Source organism: Porphyromonas sp. COT-290 OH860, from assembly GCF_000768935.1.
Taxonomy (GTDB): Bacteria; Bacteroidota; Bacteroidia; order Bacteroidales; family Porphyromonadaceae; genus Porphyromonas.
Genome location: NZ_JRAR01000009.1, coordinates 19,161 through 38,601, shown reverse-complemented (window position 1 = coordinate 38,601; position 19,441 = coordinate 19,161). Strand labels below are relative to the sequence as shown.

The window sequence follows — 19,441 nt, the reverse complement described above, 5'->3', positions numbered from 1 at the left end:
GTTGTACCTAGAGGACTGTTTGTGGTGTGCACCTTAGGCACTGATGAGACCCGTGTGGGGCTATTTCTTTAGTCGCATAGCCTCCTTGTGGCCTTCACTCCTTATCGTCCCTAGTGGAGCCTATTGGATTTGGGCTAGGTAGTTGCATACATTGAGGGGGCAAGTGTCGCAAAGGATAGCTTCGAGAGGCCGCTTAGGGTGATGTTTTACTGTAGAATTGGGCTGATGTTTGAGGGCGATAGTGATGCATTTTGTTAATAAGTGTGAATATTCTGTGGGTAAATCTAGGAGGCTAGGAGGGGCGGTTGGTTTGGATCGCGGAGTACTCCGAAGAAGATTGAAGGACTGATTGCGGAGGATTGTAGGGCTCATTTGTCGAGATGTATCCATCAATTTGTATAGATTGATGGGAAGAAAGTCCAAGTAGTGTGCTGCAAATGTGTGCTTCGCCTTGATTTTGTGGTTTTATCTGCTTGATTTTGGACTTGTTGTGATGTGTGCCTTTTAGACTGCTGTTTTAGGTGCTCTGGTATGTAGCTCCAAAACGTGGTTAAGCTCGATCCTGAGCCTGCTAGGGGGCAATACGGGCCTTGCCTAATGGCGACCTCACACCAGAAATTGTCCCAGTAATATCTTAGAAACTGGTCTAAAATATAAATTTTGCCGTCTGAAGCAAAAAGGTCTATGCGATGGATATAGAGGTGTTTATTCTAGATTGTGTTTTGATTGTTTTTAACAATTTTGATGGTGGCGATTAAGGTGTGATAGAGTTTTTGTTTTAGGTTGTTTATCTTGTTGTTTTCTAAATTGTTAATGTGATATTGCTTGGGCATTGAATAATCTCAGAGTGCAGGTATATATATCCAAAGTAATGTAACGGAGTGTTGATAGATATGGCTATGTATTAAGTATATAAAAGACCTTGCTGGCATCTCTGGTAAGATCTCGGTATAGGCTCAATCGAGGTGTGGTATTTGGATTGTGTCCTTTGTTGTTATATCTTTGTCGTGAAAAGTTGTTAAATAAGTGTTGCTCTAGGGCATCACAAAAATCAGAATTAGCGAGATGAAGAAACTCTTGTATGTATTCGGCTTCCTTCTTGTTTTTCTTGGAGTGGCTGTAGCTCAAGCTCCTAAGGGGGCTGTTATTTCGGCAGAGCAGACTGACTATGACTTCGGTGTAATCAAAGAAGCCAATGGCAAGGTATCTCATACATTCGTGATTAAGAATACTGGTACGGCTCCGCTCGTCTTGACGCGTGTCGTGGCAGCTTGCGGATGTACAACTCCAGAGTACAATACAGAGCCTATCGCTCCGGGTAAGGAGGGTAAAATAGTCGTAACGTTTAACCCAGCAGGTCGCCCCGGCCAGTTCGTTAAGACTATTGCAGTCTATAGCAATGGTCGAGATGGTTCCTTCACGCTACGCGTCAAGGGAGTGGTCGAGTAGGGATAAACTTGCATATTGACAAAAAAGCCTTACATTTGCGCAAACAAAAGGCTTATGAGGCTTGGCTCCGTAGCTCAACTGAATAGAGCATCTGACTACGGATCAGAAGGTTACAGGTTTGAATCCTGTCGGAGTCACAGAGAGAGTTCGGGACGTAGTCTTGGACTCTTTTCTTTTTCTTAGCCCTCGAGGGCTTCATCTAGATAAGGTATAAGACTGACTAAACTATATGCTACAGGTCGAATCATTGAGCAAGAGCTTCGGCGATCGGGTGCTGTTTCAGCAACTTTCATTCTCCCTTGAGCGTGGGCAGAAGGTAGGGCTTATAGCTCCCAATGGGAGTGGTAAGACTACTCTAATGAATATATTAGTGGGCTTGGAGCCCTACGATGAGGGGCTTATCACCTACGAAGATGGTGTGCGCTGGGCATATCTGCCTCAGCTACCAGACCTGCCGACTGAGGGGACGATCCTAGAGGCGTGCTTTAGCCGCTTTGATCCAGTGGCTCAGCTGACCCTACAGTGGCAGTATGCCGTTCAGACTGAGGATACCGAGCAGATGGAGCGCCTACTCCCACAGATGGAGGCTAGTGGTGCTTGGCACTATGAGCAGAGGGCCAAAGAGATCTTAGGGGCGCTCGGCATTCGAGATCAGCATAGACAGGTGGCCAACTGCTCTGGCGGTGAGGCCAAGCGTATCGCCCTAGCGGCTACCCTAATCAGTGACCCTGACCTGCTCTTCCTCGACGAGCCTACCAACCATCTCGATCTCCAGACCATCGAGTGGCTAGAGGACTACCTCTCACGTAGCACCATGAGCCTCGTACTCATCACGCACGATCGGTACTTCCTCGATAGAGTCTGCAACGAGATACTAGAGATCGATCTCGGGCAGATCTATCGCTACAAGGGTGGATACGACTATTATCTAGACAAACGAGAGGAGCGCCTACAGACGCAGGCCGCCAATGTAGACAGAGCACGCAATCTGTATAGGCGAGAGCTAGACTGGATGCGCCGCCAGCCTCAGGCGCGAGGTGGTAAGGCACGCTACCGTATAGAGGCCTTCCATGAGCTAGAGAAGAAGATAAGGCCTGCACGTCGGGGCGAGGCTATCAGCCTAGCCGGTACAGAGGCTGGCTATATCGGCAAAAAGATATTCGAGGCCCACGGTGTCTGCAAGGCTTATGGCGACAAGGTCATTCTTCGGGACTTCGAGTACATCTTCAGCCGACACGACAAAATAGGTATTGTTGGGGAGAATGGGGTGGGTAAGACCACCTTCCTGCGTATGCTACTGGGGCAGGAACCTACCGATGCCGGTCACTTCGATATAGGGCAGACTGTACGTTTTGGTTACTACAGCCAGCAGGCGCCCAGTTTCGATCCTGAGAGCAGGGTCATCGATGTGGTCAAGGACATTGCAGAGGTCTTTACTCTTGCGGGCTCAGAGGCTGGGCAGAAGCTCTCGGCAAGCCAGATCCTCACTCAGTTTCTCTTCCCGCCCGAGCGACAATACACTCAGGTAAGCAAGCTCAGTGGAGGAGAGCTGCGCAGGCTCTACCTGTGTACGGTGCTTGTGACTAACCCCAACTTCCTCATTCTCGACGAGCCGACCAATGACCTAGATATTCTTACCCTACAAGTACTAGAGGAGTATCTGGTATCTTTTGCTGGTTGTGTCCTGATCGTTTCGCACGACAGATTCTTTATGGACAAGGTCGTAGAGCATCTGCTTTGCTTCGAGGGAGATGGTTGGGTACGCGATTTCCCCGGCAACTATAGCCTCTACCGAGCCTATAAGGAGAACCAAGAACGAGAGCGACAGTGCTCGGAGGCACGTGCAGAGCGCAAAGAGGCGCCAAGCCAATCGGGCCGACAAGATAGACCACGCACAGCCAAGCTAACCTATGCAGAGAAGCGAGAGCTAGAGAGTATCGAGGTGCGAATGCCAGAGCTCGAGGCCGAGAAAAAGGCCCTAGAGGAGGCGATGAGCCTAGGGACTATGACTTCGGACGAGCTGGTACAAGCAGCCAATAGAATAGGAGGGCTGATTGATGAGATGGATCTACTGGCACTGCGTCAGCTCGAGCTAGAGGAGAAAATATCTTAAAAAAACCATAAGATGATGACTAGGAGCCAATCTATGCAATCCCACTTGGGGAGATGCCTCGGAGCTCTGCTACTTGTGTCTATGGTCTGGGGTTGTGCCTCTACACGCTATGTCGAGGACGGCTCTATGCTGCTCTCTGCTGTGCATATAGAGCAGGATAGTCTGCCTAGTGAGGTGCCGCCAGTGAGCGACCTGCTCAACTACGTCAGCCAGCGCCCCAATCATCGCCTCTTTGGGCTATTCAACTGGTCGCTTGGTATCTACAATCTCAATAATATCAAGAGCAATAGTTGGCTCAACCGTCGCCTCAGACGCTGGGGAGATCCGCCCGTTATCTTCAACCGTCAAGAAGCCGATTATGGACGCTCTAGCCTCTCGGCGGCACTCTACAATAGAGGGTTTCTACATGCGGAGGCAACTTATAGACTCGATACTATTGCCCCCAAGAAGGTGCGGCTAACCTATCAGCTCCACCCCGGGGCTCTATACCAAATAGAGCAGGTCGATATGCACGTGGCCGATAGCACACTATTGCCCTTGCTTACCCCTGTCGATACGCTTGCCCTCAAGTACCGTTTCCCTAGTGAGCGATATACACCGTGGCTCACAGTTGGCTCGCCACTTGCACCAGAGAAGATGCAGCTGGAGCGTCGGCGACTGACGCAGATCTTGCGCAACCGAGGCTATTGGAGCTTCAGAGAGGAGTATATTCACTTTGATGTAGATACACTTGCCGGACATCAATCTGCTTGGCTACGTACGAGCATTGATGGGCTACATCAGCCCTACCGCATTGGTCGGGTGCGTCTTCTGCACGCTGGTGATGGAGCCACAGACCAGCGCATAGACTCTACACGTCTTGGCGGGATAGATTTACTCTCGGCTCGCTCTCACCATATCCGCCCCAGAGTGTTGGCTCGTCGTATTTGGATTCGTCCAGACTCGCTCTACACGCAGGAGGCCGATAGGCGTACTTATAGTGCTCTAGCAGACCTCGCAGCAGTGGGTAGCATCAATATACAATATAGGCGAGATACTCTAGCCTCTGTCCCTACGCTCGACTGCGACATTGTCACCACCGCCGAGCGCAGCAAGGAGTTTGCCGTAGACTTGGTCGGGACCCACTCCTCGGGCAATCTAGGCGCTAATGCCTCTATTGCCTTTGGGCACAACAATCTATTGGGAGGGGCAGAGGAGTTTAAGCTACTGGGTCGTGTGGGGTATGAGAACCTTAGCCATGCGGCCAGCGACCACCTCAACTATGGGCTAGAGGCCTCACTGAGCTTTCCTCGTCCATTCATCTCCTTTGGGCATAGCACTAAGCAGCGCCCACTCAAGGCCAGCACAGACTTTAGCCTAAGTTACGATCATCAGCGTCGCCCCGAGTTTACACGAGATCTCTTGTCTGCCTCTTGGGGATACTCATGGCGTCACTTCGCTTCGCCCGGCTTTAGGTATGCGCTCAAGCTCGTCGAGGTGGACTATATGCGCTTTGGGTACATCAACAAGGAGTTTATCGGCTCTCTGCCCATGATTACTCGTTTGCTCAACTATCGAGATCAGTTTGTCGTAAGCTCCTCGATACAAATGACCTATTCTTCTGCCAATGACTACCGATATACTTCATCTCGTTGGCTACACAATGTTCGTCTTTATGCTCAGTCCGCTGGCAATGCCCTCTATGGTATGTCTGCGCTGCTTCGTAGCCGTAAGGATAGCTATGGGGCTTACTCGCTCATGAATATCAACTTTGCACAGTTTGTCAAAGCAGAGCTAGACTATAGTGGTCTGTTTCGCCTTAGAGGGAAGAACGCACTGGCCTACCATGCTGCCCTAGCTATGGTTTACCCGTATGGCAATAGCCGTATCTTGCCAGTGGACTTGCGTTACTTCTCGGGAGGGGCTAATAGCCTTAGAGGCTGGGGGGTACGTAGTCTAGGACCGGGGGCTATGCCCAAGAGTGCTGGGACTTCAATCTTCCATCAGGTCGGCGACATTAAGCTAGATCTAAGCACAGAGCTACGTACACGCATTGCTCCAGCATGGGAGTTGGCGCTCTTCGTTGATGCGGGTAATATCTGGACGATTTATCCCTATGAGGGGCAACCTGCAGGGGAGTTCCGTCTAGATCGTTTCTACGAGCAGATTGCTCTCTCCTCTGGGCTGGGGCTACGATGGGATTTCGACTTCTTTTTACTCAGGCTGGATATGGGCTTTAAGCTCCATGACCCACAAGCCGATCGGGGGCGCAGGTGGGTTGTGGGGCGACCTATCCGAGATCTGACGGCAGTACACTTTGCCATTGGTTATCCCTTCTAGATAGCTCAAGACCTAGTTGTTGGGATAGAAAATGGGGAGCATTGAGCGATCGCTCAATGCTCCCCATTTTCTATGGCTCTGCCTTGGTTATGATGCGATGTGTACTACATACGGTAGCCGATGCCCAGCTTAATCATATTGAAGAGCCTGTACTCGTGTAGGTTGTAGGCAGCATCAAGGCTAATGTTCCGAAACGAAAGGCCTATCCCTGTCGTCCATATACTGCCATAGGGAGATGCGGAGTATCCGGTACGCAGCGCGATATGCTCTATTGGTAGCCATTCGCCTCCGATGTGATACCCGAGCTTTTTCTCTCCAGCCGTGGCGAGGTAATAGACTCCACCGCCTCCAAGAGTTAGACTTCCGGACTTGAGGAGCGCAATAGAGCCCGATAGGCGGAGAAGTGTTGGCTGATTGGCACTGATCTCGGAGTCTGTATATTTGACTTTCGTACCAAAGTTCTCAACGGACAGCCCTACCATATAGCTTGGTGTAGTATCTGTTCGGTCTAGTCGGTAGGCTACTCCAGCCGAGGCAGTGACGATATTCGCTGTGACTGAGTTGTAGGATTGTAGGTAGCCGATGCGTCCCCAACCTAGCCAGCTGCTACCGAATAGGTGGCTATAACCGAGGTCTAGTGACCAATCTCTCGGATAGACTTGCCCAATCTTATTGCCGTGTGCGTCTATGTAGTCCGTCTTGATGCCGCCTAGGTACCTCCAGCCTAGGGATAATGCACTACTACTGCCTAGTACGTATGCAGCACTTGCTTGATGATAAGTGGCTAGGCCTGAGTCTTTGGTAGTATGTATGCCACCAACATAGGAGGTGCTAAGCTTGGTGGAGCCCTCCTGAAATGGAATGATCGTAGAGGAGTAGGTATTGGTATGTAGGTTTCTTACTGTCACTACTCCCGCCATACCAGCCGAACGCATGTCGCCGCCGAGCGAGAGGATAGGTAGGGTCTGAGCCGATACGCCTAGATTAAGGCCACACAGCCCAAGGACAAGAATCATTATTTTCTTGATCATATAATGAATGATAGTTAGCGTTTGATAAATGACTGACGGAAGGTTCTGCCCTCAGCCTCTACTTGTAGGATATAGGTGCCCGTAGTGAGTGAGCGGATATCTAGCTGAGCCACTTGCTCGCCTTGCTCTAGCGTGACAGACTTGCTTAGCATTTGCTGCCCCACTTGGGTAAAGATGCGTAGTACGGCCGCACGTAGACGATCGGCTAAGCGAACGTTGAGCGTCGTGGATGCTGGTATGGGATAGACTAGGTGTACAAGTTCGTCCTTGACCACCTCTATCTCTAGCGTTGCCCTTGTCGTTAATCCTTTGGGATCGGTAGCTGATACTTCTAGTCCACTCAGGCCAATTCGTTTGCCTATGATGGATAGTGCACCTTCGGAGATACTAGCCTCCACGGTCGATGTGCCGATCACACGAACCTTGTAGGTGAGTACCTCATTATCCGTGTCTACGAAGAGATCCTTCAGATCAAACTTGAGGGCTTCTCTGCCGAGGGGTAGATAGTGCTTGACCAGAGGGCGCAGCTGTTTAGGAGCTCTGTTTTGGTAGACCTCGAATGGCAAGATAACCTCTTCGCTAGCCCCCAGCTCGTCTGTTACTTTAATCGTGATCTGGTACTTGCCCACGGGGTTCTGCCCGAGCAGATGCAGGCGTATCCCATCTTTGATTGGCTCCATAGATGCTCCGTAGGTAGAGCCAACAAATTTGGCTTGCCACTGATGTCCGTCAGGATCGGAAACTGGAATAACCAAATCGTAGGATTCTTTTTCCGACAAACGTATGGGCGTTTGCTGAGGGATATCTACTACTGGGCGGCGGTTGGCTAGAGTCTTGGCTGAGGCGAAAGATAACTCGCCCATGTTGTACCATCTGTCGTAGGGTTGTAAGGCGAAAAAGTACTTAGTATTCGAGTCTAGTCGCTCTAGCTTGTGATGGACTTTCTCCCCGACGGCAGGGCCTACACTGGTTACTACTACCTTGGTTGCTTGGTCGAGGTTGCTCTTGTTTAGCTCACTCTTGGAGATGTAGAGATTGTAGCCGAGGGCCTTCTGATCGTCTGTATCGGCAGAAACAGACCAAGATAGCTCTAGGCCTGTGTGGGTGGCTACGATGGGCTGCCACTGGGCAAGCTGAGGCGCTGCGCCACCTCCGCCCGATCCGGAGAGAGCAATCTCTGCATCTATATAGCCTAGCCCAAGACGACCAACATACTCGGGGTTCATCTTATTGATATCTACAGATGAGATAGCTGTAAGCAAGCGCTGTTTGAGCTCCGTATTGGTAAACCCTTGCTTGCCGAACTTAGACACCATAAGAGCTGCGATGCCCGAAACGTGCGGGCAAGCCATAGAGGTTCCCTGCTGATAGCCGTAGCTATTGCTAGGGAGTGTGCTAAGCACTTGCCCGTTGTGCTCATATACATCACCACCTGGTGCCATGAGATTTACCCAGTCGCCCCTATTGGAATATGGGGCAACTCCAAAGTTGGTACTCATCGCCGAGACAGAAACTACCTCGGAGTAGGCGGCTGGGTATGCTCGATAGTCTAGTCCACTATTGCCTGCTGCAAAGATCAGTACCCCACCCTTCATAGGAGAGGTCGGTAATTGGCTCCCTTCATTGTCGCACCCTGCGTATTTGATGAAGTAGTCGATCGCATCTTTGTAGGATCTTGGTAGGGTCTGGGCATCTGGCACTCCCCATGAGTTTTGGCTGATGACAGCACCATTGTCCGCTCCATATTTGATTGCAGCCTCGAAGCCGTTCGCTATATCACGACCAGTGGCAGGGTTGATATCGAAGGCTTGGCAGGACATCAGTTTGATACCAGAGCCTACTGAACCATTGCCGCCGGCTACTCCTGCCACGCCGACACCATTATTGTTGCGTGCTGCCACCGTACCGGCTACGTGGGTGCCGTGCTCATGCGGATTGATTTGCGGCCTCATGAAGACGAAGTTGAAGCCATGGACATCATCTACCAGCCCATTATTGTCGTCGTCTTTGCCCCTAACGCCAGTAAGCTCTTTGTGGTTGATGTACATATTGTCCTTGAGATCCTCGTGAGTGTAGTCTATACCTCCATCAACGATTGAAATGATTACCTCCGGACGACCAACTTCTTGCTCCCAAGCTTTGAATAAGTTAATGTCGGCGCCAGCTTTAGAGCGAATTAGGCTACCGTCATTATGATAATGCCATTGCTTAGGGAGGAGCGGGTCGTCCATCGGCATTCCGCCCTCGGCTCTTAGGCCTCCCCATTGGCTTGGATCAAGGTAAGTGATTTTGGTCTGAGGGAGCTTGGCTGTGTACACGAGCTCGGCCGAGGTCACCTCTGAAGAGTGAAGAGCAATCTCCATCGCTCTCTGGCGAGCTTCTCTGATTTCTGTGGGAGATAGCGTTTCGTCTAGTGTGATGTCGTACCACAGATGTAGCCCCTCACGTCGGGTGCGTTCCTCATACTTGCCGGCGTATGGAAATACACGGCTTAGTCGAGTGGCTTTAATCTCTTTAAGTAGAGGGATTGTCTGCGGATCGACTTCGTCACTTAGAAGCTGCTCGATCTGTACTCCGCCCTCGGCAGAGAAGCGTACTCGTATCATGTGGGGGAGTGTGCCATCTGATGTAGAGGCCTGCTGGCTGCTCAGCTGTGGAGCCTGCTGATTGGGAAGCTCCAAGTCACTTTGATGACAGCCCACTAGTATAGTTGCTCCTGCTAGAGCTAGGATAATATGTCTTTTATTCATTGTCTGATCTGTCTATTCTATTGTATGTATCATCGAGATACTGCTCTAAGGTGTGAGCGGATTGATGTTGATGCGGAGCATACGGTAGCGACCGATCTCCATAGATCTAATGGCTAGTGCCAATCGCTTCCCTTGATGTTGGTAGAGATATGCTCTAGCATGAGGGCTAAAGTGAGAGAAGACAAAGCCCTCACGCTCTAGGAGCTGCCTAAACTCGTCGGTCAGATAGTCCATGCCACCGAAGCGATAGATGCCAAGTGTGTGTCGGGTATATAAATGGACATAGCTATCGAGCAGCCTAGATCTCTTTGCCCCACTACGATAGAAGTAGCCTCTGCCGTAGAATGGCTCTGGAACGAAGAAGAAGGGGGTTCCTATGATATTGGAAAACTCCTGGTCGAAAGCCCCTTTGTTTGTTTGCTCCCACTGCTCGACCTCGGCCTCTGTAGCCTCGCCATGGCGGGTGATACCTAGCTCTAAGTGCTCGAGGGTAGGCATTGGCTCTGGTTGCTTATGTAGAGGCCTACAGAAAACGACTCCTCTGACTTGCTGACTCTGTCCATCTCTAATAGCATAGATGTAGAGCTGCGTCTTGCGGGCTCGGTTTACGAACTCGAGCTGGCTGGTCTGGTTGGGTGAGCTAACACGTTCAAATCCCTCGCTGATGAGATACTCGTGGAAGGCATCGCTGCGCACAATGTCTGCATCTCCGATAAGCGTTGTGGCGTAGAGAGTACGACTACCATAGTCCACAAACTCGTATTTAACCTCGGGGAAAGCCGTACTTGTAGTGCTGAAGGTGTAGTCGGGAATGCGAGGGCTGCGGTTGGGATTTGGGGAGGCCTTGAGCCTACTATTGCGGGCTAACTCCAGACTTCGGATGTTGGAGAAGTTTTGTCCCCACTCGTTATACGGCAAGAAGAAGTGGAGTAGACCTCTCTGCTTGACCAAAATCGTATGTTTGAGCCTTCCGCTATGCACAGTTAGATGAGCTGTGCGGATTTCCTTAGTTCGGTTTTCCTCGACTTTGATGGATACGATACTACTCTCTGGGTCGCTGGTCACGGTAATCCAGCTAGCGGTATTGCTGATACTCCAGTTCTTTGCATTCGTTTTCAGCCTAATGCTTATGGTGCTGGCATTCTTCTCAAAAATGACCTCTGCAGGGTCCGTTTCGACCAAGAGTGTTGGGTAGCCAGCCTGCTTGACCTCCAGTGTTTGGGTGATGTCGGCGGAGAAAACCTTGATTTTAGCTTGTCTAGGCTCAAGGGTTTCGTTGCTCTCGGCATTGATGACGAGGTTATTCCCGATTTTGCGTACTGTAAGCCAAGTGGCGTAAGCCTCCGCTGTCCATTCTCTGTGGGTTGCTCTGACGGTGATAATCTTCTCGCTATCGCCAGCCTCGAGGTGTACGAGTGGCTCAGTGTCTAGCTCTAGCTTTCTGGTAGTGTCTAGGCTATCTTTTTGACACGAAGATATCAGTACTAACAAGGAGGCTAAGATCCCCGAGAAAAATAAGGATGTTTTCATTCTTTTGAACGATGATTTCTGTGAAAATGAACGCTTACTATTAAGTGATGTATTCGAATCTAAGGAGCTAGAGAGGGGGGGAGTCGCTTTGCTAAGCCTTCTCGTACTACTTAGTCCAATTTTAGGCTCGTAAATATAAGTTTTATTTGTTGATATTGACCAATCTGCTACTCTCCCATAGCCCTGTTTGGCAGCCCGGGTAGCCTCGGGCAAAGTGGCCTAAGTAGCACGACTTGGCAGGTTTTGTTATCTTTGTCAAGTATTGCCATTAATCATTTAACCAATATATATGAATCAAAATAAAAAAGGTAATCCAATAGCTCGTGCATATCGCTTCTACGTCGATGGCTTCAAGGGGCTAAGCCGTACGAGCCGTATTCTCTGGCTGATCATAGGCATTAAGCTGTTTGTCATGTTTGCGGTACTCAAGCCCTTCTTCTTCCCCAATCACACGAAAAAAGAAGCTCAACGTCTAGAGATGACGGGAGCGGAGTTTGTGCAGAACGAGCTCATAGATCGAGGGGCTGATGAGTAGCCGGACGCTAAATCATGTAGTAACTATTCACTTAAGCAGATAAACTAATCAATACTTAATTACATTATGCACTTAGAATCACTAATGGCTTGGTCTAGGGCGCAGTTTGCGCTGACGGCCATGTATCACTGGCTCTTTGTACCGCTAACCTTGGGTCTTGGGATTATTATGTCCTTAGCCGAAACACAGTACTACCGAACGGGCGATGAGTTCTGGAAGAAGAGTGCCAAATTTTGGCAGAAGCTCTTCGGGATCAACTTCGCTATCGGGGTAGCTACAGGAATTATTCTGGAGTTCCAGTTCGGTACCAACTGGTCCAACTATAGTACGTTCGTTGGCGATATCTTCGGAGCTCCACTGGCGATTGAGGGGATTCTAGCCTTCTTTATGGAGTCTACTTTCATTGCCGTGATGTTTTTCGGTTGGGATAAAGTAAGTAAACGCTTCCACCTAGCCTCTACTTGGCTGACGATCATTGGAGCTACTATATCGGCTATTTGGATCTTGGTGGCTAATGCTTGGATGCAGAATCCAGTGGGCATCGTCTTCAATCCCGACACGGTACGTAGTGAGATGAATGACTTCTGGGCAGTAGCTCTCTCCTCTACGGCCATCATCAAGTTCTGGCATACGGTCATCTCCAGCTGGACGCTCGGTGCTCTATTTGCTGCTGGTGTGTGTGCTTTCTACGCTCTACGCAAGCAAAACAAGGAGTTTGCCCTGCGCAACTTCAAGATTATTGCCCCATTTGGTCTAGTGGCTGCCTTGCTCACAGCGCTGACAGGGCATAGCTCTGCGGTCGATGTCGCAGAGAACCAGCCAATGAAGCTCGCGGCTATGGAAGCTCTCTACGATGCAGGGGCCTGCGATGGTAAGGGTGGCTGTGCCGACGGAGAGGGGATTTCCCTATCTGCTTTCGGTATGCTCAATCCCGCCAAGGAATCTCCAGACGATGGTGTAGATCCATTCCTATTTAATATAGAGGCTCCTCGAGTACTCTCGTACTTGGTAGCTGGCAATGGCAATACCTACGTGCCCGGGATCAATAATATCATTCGCGGCGACTATCACCTACCCGATGGTACCAAGGCTCTATCGGTAGAGGAAAAAATGGCTCGTGGACGTGAGGCGATCGCAGCCCTCAAGGACTATCGTTCGGCCAAGAAAGCAGGCGATGAGGCACAAGCACAAGCGAGCAAAGCTAAACTTGATGAGCACTTCCCCTACTTCGGCTATGGTTACTTCGATAGTAAATACGAAGTCGTGCCTCACGTGCCTACGGTGTACTATTCCTTCCGCATCATGGTGGGGCTAGGTACAGCCTTTATCTTACTATTTGCTCTGCTTACATGGTTCACATTCTGGGGCAAGAAGCCTGTGATCGGCACACGTTGGTTGATGTGGTTTGCCATCATCTGTACGCCTCTAGCATGGGTAGCTAGCCAAGCTGGTTGGGTTGTGGCAGAGCTAGGCCGTCAGCCTTGGACGATCCAGAACCTGCTTCCCGTGCGAGCAGCGGTATCTAAGTTGGAAACGTCGTCGGTGATCATCACCTTCACGCTCTTCTTCCTGCTCTTCACGCTGATGCTCATTGCCGAGCTCAATATCATGCGTAAGGCCATTAAGAAGGGACCCGATCATCACTAATCCACCAATTATCTAAATATACTGATCAAAATGAGTTACACATTTTTTCAAGAATACTGGTGGTTCCTCATCTCTGTGCTAGGAGCCCTCTTAGTTTTCCTGCTTTTCGTTCAGGGGGGGCAATCCCTCTTTTTTAGCCTAGGTAGTGACAAGACCGATCGTAAGCTATTGGTCAATTCGGTGGGGCGTAAGTGGGAGTTTACTTTCACTATGTTGGTGGTTTTCGGTGGAGCTTTCTTCGCTTCTTTCCCTATGTTCTATGCGACTAGCTTTGGAGGAGCCTATTGGGTATGGATGCTGATCCTCTTCTGCTTCATCATTCAAGCGGTGTCGTACGAGTACCAGAGCAAGCACGGCAATATCTGGGGGAGCAAAACCTATCAAGTCTGCCTATTCATCAATGGTCTGTTGGCTCCTATCTTGCTCGGCACGGCTGTGTCTACGTTCTTCACTGGGGCGAACTTCTCGATCAATCGTGAGGCGATCTTCGATCTTGATGGTACGAGCCAAGTAGTCTCTCAGTGGATGACCTATAAGGGGCTACAGCTATACGGATTGGAGGCTGTGCTCAATCCTTGGAACGTAGTCTTCGGTATCGCTATCTTCTTCCTGAGTCGCACCTCGGCTCTGCTCTACTTCATCAACAATATTGAGGATGTGGACCTAGACCGCAATGCACGCCGTCGATTGGCTTGGAATGCAGCAGCATTCTTACTCTTCTTCTTGCCTTATCTGTCCTATCTATTGACTAAGGAAGGTTTTGCGCTCAACCCCGAGACGAGCGAGATCTTCATGCAACCATACAAGTACTTCCACAACCTCATCGAGATGCCCCTAGTACTCGTGACGATGCTTGTGGGCGTGGTGCTGGTGCTTACCGGTATCCTGATGACGCTCCTCAAACCTAACTTCAAGAAGGGGATCTGGTTCGAGGGTGTTGGTGTGATCCTAACGGCTCTAGCGCTCTTCCTGATCGCTGGGTGGAACAATACGGCCTACTACCCAACCCTAGCCGATGGACATCTGCAAGAGTCGCTGACGATCTACAACAGTTCGTCTAGCTTCTTCACACTCAAGACGATGAGCTATGTTTCTCTCTTGGTGCCTTTCGTGGCAGCATATATGATCTATGCATGGCGTGCCCTAGACCTCCACAAGATCACGAAGAGGGAAATGGAAGATCCGCACGGACATAACTATTAGTCTGCGGTTATCTGCCCTGTGGCAGAGATAGAAAAAACCAGCCCCGAATAGTCCAGTGAGCTATTTGGGGCTGGTTTTTTGGGTACAATACCGAATCGTCTACTTGAGTGCTCTGATTATCTCTCTGAGCTTGACGATTAATTCGTCTAGTGGCATACCACTACGTTCGCTCATCATGGCCACAGTAGCCTTAGGAATGATGATGCGTGCCAGAGGTGAGTTGAGCATCTTGAAGGCACCATTGATCTTTGGTAGCTCCTCCTTGAGTGAGGGATAGACCTTGAGCAGATCTTTGAGTTTGGTAGCTGGGGTAATATCCTCGATGGCCTTTGCCTCCTCGCCAGCCTCGTCTTCTCTAGGCTCCTCGGCTGGAGCTACTTGCTCGCTCGTGTCGTATGTTCCAGACGACTTGCTTGCTCCTGAGGTGTCTTGGCTCCACTTGAGCAGCGTGCGGGAGTCTTGTAGTTGGCGAATGCGTGTGCAGTCCTGCATCATCTCCAGTACTCCTCTAAATCGTCCCTCGGCATCGCGTACAGCTACGTAGTAGATGTAGATGAATAGCCCGGGCTTGTTGATCCAGAAGTCTACGCTGTCTTGCTCTCCCGATCTAAACTTCTCAATGATCTCCTCCACCAGATGCACGCTGGTACGTGGGTGGCAGTTTTTCACATCTCGACCGATGACGTTCTTGCTACGAGGGAATACTCGGTGGTCAGTATCCGAATAGAAACATACCAGTTCGTTCTCGTCTACGAAAGATATATCTATGGGCAGATGTTTGTAGATCAAGTTGATTTGCTCTAGCGTGAGCTGCCCCGTCGTCACATCAAGCAGCTGATTGCTCCCCCCCGTTTGGTAGCCATACTTGCCGAGCAGAGCCGCTAGGTCGGCTGCAAAGCCCGATGGTTCTAGCCCTGTGGGGGCTTGCTCAGCTGGCTTAGATGCCTTGTCACTATCGCCGACCTTGATCCAAGAGAAGCCAATCTCTCGGTCCCCAGACTTCATTTCTTCAAATTCGTCTGGTGTGATCATAGCCAGAGAGGTGGGGTAGAGAACGGTTTCTTCTTTCTGCATCAGATCTCGCACGTCAGCCACGAGTGTGGGCTGTAGCTTGATGAACTCATTATCTCTGTCCTGCTCAATCAGCTGGCGTGCGTCACGGATCTCATCTCGTATGAAATCGTCGAGCAGCCACATGGTCGTCGTAGGTCGGTCGAAGCCCTTGCGCTCCAGCACCGAGTAGAGCTGGTTCTGTTTGCGTGCTAGATGTGTGCGCCATTGAGATAGCTGGTCGTATAGCTCAAGCCACTGGTTCTTGATCACGGGATACTGCACGAGATCCTCCACGGAGAGCAGTAGGCGTCGCATCTCGTCGTTCTCTCTGTAGTAGCACATAATGGGGTGATCATCTGGTAGATCGGGACGATTTGTATCCATGATTCCCTCGAATAGATCCATCATGGCCTGAATATCCTCCTTGCGGCACTCATCTTCCTCAATGGTTTTGAGCTCCTGCTCGGCGAGGGCTATTTCGTAGGGTTTGAGCGACTGCACACGTGTCCTAAGCCTCTGCTGTGCCTCTTGCAGCGAGATTTGACCTGCGTTGTAGGCCTCCTTGACCTCAAGGACGAACTTGAGCTTCTCTAGATCCACCTCGGGGAGGTGGCTTTTCATCTTGTTGGATTGCATGGCTTACTGACGGTTGATGAGATACACGAAAAAGTCTACATCCTCCACGGCATAGACACTTACGGAGGCTTCACCAGCGAAGTGCAAGACTTCGCCCGGGGTAAGTCTGTGCTTCTCCGTTTGGTTGAGCGTAACCTCGGCTATTCCCTTGACTACGGTGAAAAATACTTCCTGACCTACGTGGTCGTGAGCTGGCACACTGCCCCCAGCCTCTAGCTGCAGATGAACGAGCATGAGCTCTTTGTTATCGATGAGGCGGCCTGTCTGTGATAATTTATTACCTAGCATAACGATTATATTTTTTGAAGTTTGACGAATTACTACTACGCAAAAGTAACTACTAGCTCTATCTTACTCTGTAACATCGGTTACAGTACCTAGATATTGAGTTCAAAACACTAACTAAATTGTCTTGTACAAACTGTCGTACCGAGGGTAGTGTAGTTCTATATGCTGCTATAAGGCTTCGGAATTAGGGCTACGATTCTATTCTTTTTGTGTTAAGATATATGAATCTATTATGCCCGAATTTAGACGAATGAAGGCTACATTCCTAAAGGACGATGTAGCTACCTTAGAGATTGATGGGAAGATTTTGTCAGATTGATGGACTAACCTTTGGCGATGTGTCCACCAATGTTGGGGGATTGATGGGAAGAAAATCTCAAAAATGTCGTACAAGCTCCGAGAATGACCCCAGTGTGTTTATTATAACGCTAGTTACTAGTGTATTATATTAGGCTTGTTTTGGGCGGTTGTTTTTGTGTGTCTAGAGCAGAGAGCCAAAACAAGCTTTGACGCAGTGTAGAGCCTTGTAGAGGGCAAATATGCAGTTTGGGCTTTGCGAGCTTGGGTGCACCAAAGTATTGCGATCGGCATACAAAAATCACTGCAATTGTATAAATTTGTATCTGCTGAGCCTTGTGATTGTTGCCCTAATCAAGGAGGTAATTTATTTGGCTGACGGCAAAACCTATCACAGAATAAACTTGTTTTCTATTGAGAAGATTGAAGCAAATGAACATCAATAAACTAATATTAATCGGGGTAGCCGTACTTGCCTCATGCGGTATGGCAATCTCTCAAAACGAAACTAAAATGGCTACAGTAACACTAAAGAAAGACATTACGATTAACCTAAACGGCCAGCTCCCAGCAGTAGGCTCAGTGGCTCCAGACTTCAAGGTCGTGAAGACAGACCTTAGCGAAGTATCCCTCGCAGACTTCAAGGGCAAGCGTGTGGTGCTCAATATCTTCCCTAGCGTAGATACAGGCGTTTGCGCTGCCAGCGTACGTCGCTTCAATCAGGAGCTAAGCAACCTAGAGAATACTGTGGTGCTCTGCATCTCCAAGGACCTGCCTTTTGCCCTTGGTCGCTTCTGTGCTGCAGAGGGTCTAGAGCAGGTGATCCCAACATCTGCTTTCCGCAGCGATGGCTTCGAGAAGGCATACGGTGTACTACAAGCCGATGGACCTCTACGTGGCCTACTTGCACGTGCTGTGGTCGTTGTGAACGAAGAGGGCAAGGTCGTTTATACAGAGCTTGTGCCAGAGATTAGTCAGGATCCAAACTTCGACGCTGCCCTAGCTGCTCTTAAGAATTAAATACTGCCTAGTATTTAATACGACATAATAGAGGGGAGTGTGCCAAAGTATTAGTTTGGACACGCTCCCTTTTTCTTATTAAGGTCTCGCCCCATTCTCCATGGGAGAGGCGTCAAGATAATCCGAAGACATCATGAATAAGTCACTCTCTTTCTTTGTTTATGCAGGGCTATGGCTTTTGCTTGTACTGGCCCAGACATTCGTTACCTCGGGTGCTGGTGATGCACCTAGCGTATTTGCTTCGCCAGAGCATTACTACTCCATTTGGGCAGTAGATCTCTATCTGATCCTGCTTTTCTATGCCAACTATTATGTATTCGCCCCCAAAATGATTAGACGGAGGCTGTTTGCTCCATACATTGGGTTGGTAGCAGTAGCGGCATTGATCGGCTTTCTGATCCCTATAGTCCTCTACTCGGCTTGGCAGTGGACGATGCCCGGTGTCCCCTCCGGGACGATGCCTCTAAGCCTGCTTGGTGTCATTGGTGCTATTGCTGCCATAAGCTTAGGCTTGGCGGTGCGTAGTGTGTTAGAGTGGATTAAACTAGAGGATCAGCATAAGCTCGAGAAGTCTAGTCTGGTTGAGCTAGAGCAGAGCCTCTCGGAGCAGACGGCTAGAGCCGAGTTGCTCGAACAATCACTTCATGAGCGGACGGCTCAGCTCGAGCAACTAGAGCAATCGCTAGCAGAGCAGACCGCTCGGATAGAGCAACTCTCTGGTCTACAAGCTCCCACAGCCCCCACTAGCCTCCCTTAGGAGCCTACGGTTGTGTCCTAGAGGTCTGCCAAATGTTGGTAGCACCTATGGGGTATTGTTGTACAAATGGCTGTGTTGTATGCGACAGATATTTGGTACGAGCAGTTACTGATTTAGAAAGGGGCTAGGGTAGGACTGAGTTTGACCTAGCCCCTTTCATTAGCTTTGGCATCTTTCTGTTATCTTCTCCGCATACTCTCCTTTTAATTAGTTATATTTGTGAACTTACTACTATAAAACAAACAATATGAATGCTAGAGTTATTACCTTTCTTTGGATGCGATTGGCCTTGGTAGGTTTTTCCCTCGTTGCGCTCTTTGCTTGTAAGAATGAGAAACAAGAACCCGAGGAACCTATGCTCTGGGATATTGCCCCCGTCAATTTTCAGATTGAGGTCTATGATCAAGCGGGAGCCAATTTAGTCGATCCTAAGCATCCGCAGAGCATTACCAAGACGTCTACAACCATTCAGATGGGGGAGAAAGTTTATCCGCTCAAGAGTTTGGAGCAGGCTCGTCGCAGTGGACAATCTGTGTTGAGATACTATATGCCTAGCTTTCATGGCTTCACTTATGCTCGGTCCTACGGTAAAGATGCTAAATGGATGCTCTCATTCGGTGAATTTGATGGCGCCCAGAATCATAATCAGGAGGTTACACTCCATTGGGGAAATGGTCAGAAAGATGTGTTGAGCTATACGAATCAAATCAAATGGACTGGTAAGAGAGGAGAGCCTAAAATCACACGTATTTTCTATCTTAATGGAGAGGCTCTCCCAGAAGGTGGGCGTATTTACAAGTTCCAGCGCTAGGG

14 protein-coding genes and 1 tRNA gene are annotated in these 19,441 nt (G+C 49.6%); 10 read left to right on the top strand and 5 right to left on the bottom strand.

Annotated elements, in window-relative coordinates; translation table 11 throughout:
• Positions 1–1,065: 1,065 nt before the first annotated feature.
• From HQ41_RS01440 to HQ41_RS01425, 4 genes are all read left to right on the top strand, one after another.
• Positions 1,066–1,449 carry a DUF1573 domain-containing protein gene (locus HQ41_RS01440; RefSeq protein WP_044186910.1) on the top strand — a complete coding sequence of 128 codons (384 nt, stop codon included), beginning with the start codon at positions 1,066–1,068 and terminating at the stop codon, positions 1,447–1,449.
• A gap of 63 nt (positions 1,450–1,512) precedes the next feature.
• Positions 1,513–1,586, top strand: a tRNA-Arg gene (locus HQ41_RS01435).
• A 92-nt stretch (positions 1,587–1,678) separates the two neighbouring features.
• Positions 1,679–3,562: an ABC-F family ATP-binding cassette domain-containing protein gene (locus tag HQ41_RS01430; protein WP_044186908.1), complete on the top strand. Its 1,884-nt coding sequence runs from the start codon at positions 1,679–1,681 to the stop codon at positions 3,560–3,562.
• Positions 3,563–3,595: 33 nt separating this feature from the next.
• The gene (locus tag HQ41_RS01425; RefSeq protein WP_044186906.1) at positions 3,596–5,881 is read left to right on the top strand and encodes a BamA/TamA family outer membrane protein; all 2,286 of its coding nucleotides are present in this window, start codon (positions 3,596–3,598) and stop codon (positions 5,879–5,881) included.
• A 104-nt stretch (positions 5,882–5,985) separates the two neighbouring features.
• Here HQ41_RS01425 and HQ41_RS01420 read toward each other — a convergent pair whose 3' ends face one another.
• Genes HQ41_RS01420 through HQ41_RS01410 form a run of 3 tightly spaced genes read right to left on the bottom strand, consistent with a single transcriptional unit; the run spans position 5,986 to position 11,192 of the window.
• Positions 5,986–6,912, bottom strand: coding sequence for a PorV/PorQ family protein (locus HQ41_RS01420; protein ID WP_044186904.1), 927 nt, complete (start codon positions 6,910–6,912; stop codon positions 5,986–5,988).
• A 14-nt stretch (positions 6,913–6,926) separates the two neighbouring features.
• The gene (locus HQ41_RS01415) at positions 6,927–9,662 is read right to left on the bottom strand and encodes a S8 family serine peptidase (RefSeq protein ID WP_044186902.1); all 2,736 of its coding nucleotides are present in this window, start codon (positions 9,660–9,662) and stop codon (positions 6,927–6,929) included.
• A 45-nt stretch (positions 9,663–9,707) separates the two neighbouring features.
• Complete coding sequence (locus tag HQ41_RS01410; RefSeq protein WP_044186900.1) at positions 9,708–11,192, bottom strand: BACON domain-containing protein; 1,485 nt, start codon at positions 11,190–11,192, stop codon at positions 9,708–9,710.
• Between the two features lie 289 nt (positions 11,193–11,481).
• Between HQ41_RS01410 and HQ41_RS01405 the strand changes: the two genes are divergently transcribed.
• From HQ41_RS01405 to HQ41_RS01395, 3 genes are all read left to right on the top strand, one after another.
• On the top strand, positions 11,482–11,727 hold the full coding sequence (locus tag HQ41_RS01405) for a DUF4492 domain-containing protein (protein WP_044186898.1): 246 nt from the start codon (positions 11,482–11,484) through the stop codon (positions 11,725–11,727).
• A gap of 66 nt (positions 11,728–11,793) precedes the next feature.
• A complete protein-coding gene (locus HQ41_RS01400; RefSeq protein ID WP_044186896.1) occupies positions 11,794–13,374 on the top strand; it encodes a cytochrome ubiquinol oxidase subunit I in 1,581 nt (526 codons plus the stop codon).
• Between the two features lie 30 nt (positions 13,375–13,404).
• On the top strand, positions 13,405–14,577 hold the full coding sequence (locus tag HQ41_RS01395) for a cytochrome d ubiquinol oxidase subunit II (protein ID WP_044186894.1): 1,173 nt from the start codon (positions 13,405–13,407) through the stop codon (positions 14,575–14,577).
• Positions 14,578–14,676: 99 nt separating this feature from the next.
• Here HQ41_RS01395 and HQ41_RS01390 read toward each other — a convergent pair whose 3' ends face one another.
• Together HQ41_RS01390 and HQ41_RS01385 are read right to left on the bottom strand one after the other, a co-directional pair.
• A complete protein-coding gene (locus tag HQ41_RS01390; RefSeq protein WP_044186941.1) occupies positions 14,677–16,251 on the bottom strand; it encodes a PAS domain-containing protein in 1,575 nt (524 codons plus the stop codon).
• Positions 16,252–16,269: 18 nt separating this feature from the next.
• A complete protein-coding gene (locus HQ41_RS01385; RefSeq protein WP_044186892.1) occupies positions 16,270–16,554 on the bottom strand; it encodes a cupin domain-containing protein in 285 nt (94 codons plus the stop codon).
• 810 nt (positions 16,555–17,364) lie between these two features.
• On the opposite strand from HQ41_RS01385, the gene tpx reads away from it, so the two are divergent.
• The 3 genes from tpx (at position 17,365) to HQ41_RS01365 (ending at position 19,439) form a co-directional block, all read left to right on the top strand.
• On the top strand, positions 17,365–17,871 hold the full coding sequence (tpx, locus tag HQ41_RS01375; protein ID WP_044186889.1) for a thiol peroxidase: 507 nt from the start codon (positions 17,365–17,367) through the stop codon (positions 17,869–17,871).
• Positions 17,872–18,004: 133 nt separating this feature from the next.
• A complete protein-coding gene (locus tag HQ41_RS09225) occupies positions 18,005–18,628 on the top strand; it encodes a hypothetical protein (RefSeq protein WP_052405212.1) in 624 nt (207 codons plus the stop codon).
• 247 nt (positions 18,629–18,875) lie between these two features.
• On the top strand, positions 18,876–19,439 hold the full coding sequence (locus HQ41_RS01365; RefSeq protein ID WP_044186887.1) for a hypothetical protein: 564 nt from the start codon (positions 18,876–18,878) through the stop codon (positions 19,437–19,439).
• Positions 19,440–19,441: the final 2 nt, after the last annotated feature.

Coding starts and splice junctions, on each gene's coding strand:
- HQ41_RS01390 (WP_044186941.1), bottom strand. CDS start 16,251: ATGAAAAGCCACCTCCCCGAGGTGGATCTAGAGAAGCTCAAGTTCGTC.
- HQ41_RS01395 (WP_044186894.1), top strand. CDS start 13,405: ATGAGTTACACATTTTTTCAAGAATACTGGTGGTTCCTCATCTCTGTG.
- HQ41_RS01400 (WP_044186896.1), top strand. CDS start 11,794: ATGCACTTAGAATCACTAATGGCTTGGTCTAGGGCGCAGTTTGCGCTG.
- HQ41_RS01440 (WP_044186910.1), top strand. CDS start 1,066: ATGAAGAAACTCTTGTATGTATTCGGCTTCCTTCTTGTTTTTCTTGGA.
- HQ41_RS01365 (WP_044186887.1), top strand. CDS start 18,876: ATGAATGCTAGAGTTATTACCTTTCTTTGGATGCGATTGGCCTTGGTA.
- HQ41_RS01405 (WP_044186898.1), top strand. CDS start 11,482: ATGAATCAAAATAAAAAAGGTAATCCAATAGCTCGTGCATATCGCTTC.
- HQ41_RS01420 (WP_044186904.1), bottom strand. CDS start 6,912: ATGATCAAGAAAATAATGATTCTTGTCCTTGGGCTGTGTGGCCTTAAT.
- HQ41_RS01430 (WP_044186908.1), top strand. CDS start 1,679: ATGCTACAGGTCGAATCATTGAGCAAGAGCTTCGGCGATCGGGTGCTG.
- HQ41_RS01410 (WP_044186900.1), bottom strand. CDS start 11,192: ATGAAAACATCCTTATTTTTCTCGGGGATCTTAGCCTCCTTGTTAGTA.
- tpx (WP_044186889.1), top strand. CDS start 17,365: ATGGCTACAGTAACACTAAAGAAAGACATTACGATTAACCTAAACGGC.
- HQ41_RS01425 (WP_044186906.1), top strand. CDS start 3,596: ATGCAATCCCACTTGGGGAGATGCCTCGGAGCTCTGCTACTTGTGTCT.
- HQ41_RS01385 (WP_044186892.1), bottom strand. CDS start 16,554: ATGCTAGGTAATAAATTATCACAGACAGGCCGCCTCATCGATAACAAA.
- HQ41_RS01415 (WP_044186902.1), bottom strand. CDS start 9,662: ATGAATAAAAGACATATTATCCTAGCTCTAGCAGGAGCAACTATACTA.
- HQ41_RS09225 (WP_052405212.1), top strand. CDS start 18,005: ATGAATAAGTCACTCTCTTTCTTTGTTTATGCAGGGCTATGGCTTTTG.